Here is a 2898-nt window from a genome sequence, read left to right as displayed (position 1 = left end):
AAATGGAGGCGTTGGCGAAGCAGGCCTTCTTTGGCCCGCTTGAGGCGAACTTCGCGGTGTCCGTCATGTCACCGGCGATGTACTGGAGGTAGGGCTGTTCCGCGTTCCCTTCGAAGGTCGCCGTACGTTGCTGGAACTGCGCATCGTACAGTGACTGGTCGAACCAGTCCTGGGCTGCCGGGGTGGTTGCTGCCGGCGCTTCGGTCCCCGGTGCCGTCGTCTCGGTGACCGACGGATCCGTGGTTGTACAGGCAGTCAGCACCACCAACGGCATCGCCGCCCCAAGCGCGATCGCGCGAATAGAGTGTTTGCGCATCAAAGTTGATCTCCTCCTTGTTCGGTGCCCTTGAGGGGCATGGGTGCTGCGCTAAGCTTGTGCCGTTCGTCATGGGCAGCGGATGTTGCTCCTTTGCGTTTGCGCTGCCATGACTTGGACGCTGCTGCCACAGCGACGATGATGATGACCCCCTGGACCGTGTCCCGCCACGTGGCTTGGACACCCATGAAGTTCAGGAGCGTAAACAGCGACTCGAGGGCGAACGCCCCGGCAGCCGCGGACAGGACCCAGCCCCGCCCGCCTCCCAGCACCACGCCGCCAAGTACGACGGCGGTAATCGCCGTGAACTCGTATCCCCGCCCCACGGAGGGGTGGACTCCCGCGTAACCCACCAGCAGGATGCCCGCCACGGTGGCCGAGAGCGACGAGATGATGAACGCCCGTGTCCGCACCCACCAGACGCGGGAACCGGACAGCTCAGCTGCCCGTGGATTGTCACCGACGGCGATGAGTGTCCGGCCAAAAGGGCGGCGCATCAGGACAACCGCCAAAATGGCCACTGCCGCCAGGATGATGACGGGGTAGGGGATGATGTCCAGGACGGGGACATCCTGGATTCCGCCGCGTCCGATCTGGCGGAAGCTGTCCGCCGGGTTGCCCTGCGCCGCGCCGCCGGTCCAGTAGAGGACCAGGCCCAGCAGGGCCAGCATCATGCCCAGCGTGACAATGAAGCTGGGCACTTTCAGGAGTGTTGTGATCAGCCCGTTCACCAGTCCGATGAAAGCGCCGAGCACAAACATCAGGACCAGGACCGGTATCACCCTGGAATCGTCCTGCCGGATGAGATTGCCGGCAACGATGACCTGCATGGTCACCACTGACCCCATGGAGAGGTCGAATTCGCCGCCGACGATGACGAAGTACTGGCCGATGGCTGCGATGGCGATCGGGGCCGTCCTGCCGATGAACCGGATAAACGAGCCCGGCTCCCCGAAGGAGGGGTTCAGCGCGATGATGGCCACAAGGAGGCCGATCAACAGGATGAAAACGGCGCCGCCGGGAGTCCGGATGGCCCGCAGGAACCGCTGGGACCGGCTTGCGCGGTTCTGCCGGAGGATTACGCTGCGGTCGGCGGGCAGTGTGGTGCTCACGGTGCCTCCGCAGGGGCGGCCTGTGCAGGTGCATTCGCCGAACTCTTCGGGCCGAACCGCTCCGGCCGGTTGACGATTCTGCGGCGGGCATAGACGGCAACGGCGACGACGATCACCACGCCCCGGACCACGTCCTTGAGGAAGGGGTTGACCTGCATGACGGACATGATGTTGTCCAGCATGGCGAAGATCAGGACGCCGCCGAGGGTGCCTGTGATGGTGCCTTTGCCGCCGGCCAGCAGGGTGCCTCCGAGGACCACCGCGGCGATGGACAGCAGGTCGTAACCGCCCTGGGAACCCACGGTGGGGCTGCCCACACCCAGGCGGCTGGCGAGGAGCAGCCCGGCCATTCCTGCCAGCAGCGAACAGATCACATGGGCCGCGATGACCGGCAGGTCCACCCGGATTCCCGAGGTCCGGGCCACCGTGATGTCACCGCCCACGGCGTACAGGTGGTGGCCGAGCCGGGTGCGGTGGAGCAGCAGCATGGCCAGGCCCGCACAGGCGAGCATGATAATCGTCGAGATCGGAATGGGCCCCAGTCCGGTGGCTCCGATCAGCCGGAACGAGAACGGGGTCTGGCCGAAGCTGCCTTTGAAGTTGGTGGCGAGGTAGCCGCTGATGATCAGGCCCATGCCCAGCGTGGCGATGAACCCGTGCACGTTGAGGCGGGCCACGATCAGCCCGTTCACCAGGCCGATGATTGCCGCGGCACCCAGCGTTAGCAGGACGCCGGGCAGCACGTTGGCAGAATTGTTGGCCATGACACCGGCGGCGATCAGGCTGGCCAGGCTTGTGACGTAGGGAACCGAAAGGTCCAGGCTGCCGGCGAGGATGACCAGCGTCTGTCCGATGGCGATGAAGCCCAGGACGCTGGTGCCGGTCAGGATGCTGGAGATGTTGCCCTGGCTGAAGAAGTTCCGGCCAACGGTGCTGACCAGGATGGCGCCGGCGATCAGCGTCAGCAGCGCCACCAGGTAGACGATCTGCGTGGAGGATAAGCGCTCGGTAAAGCCCCGACGTCGTTTCATGTTCCTCCTCCAGAGGCAGTCCTGGCGCCGGTGCCCAGGTGCAGGACGGCTTCCTCGGACGTTCCGGCCGGAAGCTCACCGGCGAGGCGCCCGTCGCGCATCACCAGGATCCGGTCGGACATGCCGATGACCTCAGGCAGTTCGCTGGAGACCATCAGGATGGCTTTACCTTCGGCTGCCAGCTTGCGCATCAGCCGGTACACCGCCACCTTGGCTCCCACATCTATGCCGCGGGTCGGTTCATCCAGCAGGACCAGGCGGGGGCGGATGGTAAGCCACTTGGCAAGGACCACCTTCTGCTGGTTTCCGCCGGAGAGGTACTGCACCTCCTGGTCCAGGTCCCTGGCCACGACCTCCAGGGAGGAAAACATGCCGGGGATCTCGGTTTTTGCGGCGCCGGCGCGGCGCGGGAAAACTGATCTGATGACCGTCAGCGCGT

At 65.3% G+C, this 2898-nt stretch carries 3 protein-coding genes and 1 pseudogene; all 4 read right to left on the bottom strand.

What is annotated here, in order from left to right:
* A pseudogene (locus tag AC5RWX_RS31990) lies at window positions 1-316 on the bottom strand (ABC transporter substrate-binding protein); the annotation flags it as partial.
* The gene (locus AC5RWX_RS31985) at window positions 316-1428 is read right to left on the bottom strand and encodes an ABC transporter permease (protein WP_494100206.1); all 1113 of its coding nucleotides are present in this window, start codon (window positions 1426-1428) and stop codon (window positions 316-318) included. The pseudogene AC5RWX_RS31990 and the gene AC5RWX_RS31985, both read right to left, overlap by 1 nt.
* Window positions 1425-2459, bottom strand: coding sequence for an ABC transporter permease (locus tag AC5RWX_RS31980; protein WP_494100205.1), 1035 nt, complete (start codon window positions 2457-2459; stop codon window positions 1425-1427). The genes AC5RWX_RS31985 and AC5RWX_RS31980 overlap by 4 nt, the downstream gene beginning before the upstream one ends.
* A partial coding sequence (locus AC5RWX_RS31975; RefSeq protein WP_494100204.1) for an ATP-binding cassette domain-containing protein occupies window positions 2456-2898 on the bottom strand: 443 nt, incomplete at its 5' end. The genes AC5RWX_RS31975 and AC5RWX_RS31980, both read right to left, overlap by 4 nt.

Source organism: Arthrobacter sp. SPT-J7 (assembly GCF_059089965.1).
The sequence above is the reverse complement of the archived record's forward strand: the minus strand, read 5'-3'. Positions and strand labels throughout refer to the sequence as shown.

What these genes read in the sequence shown, in the direction of transcription:
- AC5RWX_RS31980 (WP_494100205.1), bottom strand. Translation starts at nt 2,459, where the DNA reads ATGAAACGACGTCGGGGCTTTACCGAGCGCTTATCCTCCACGCAGATC.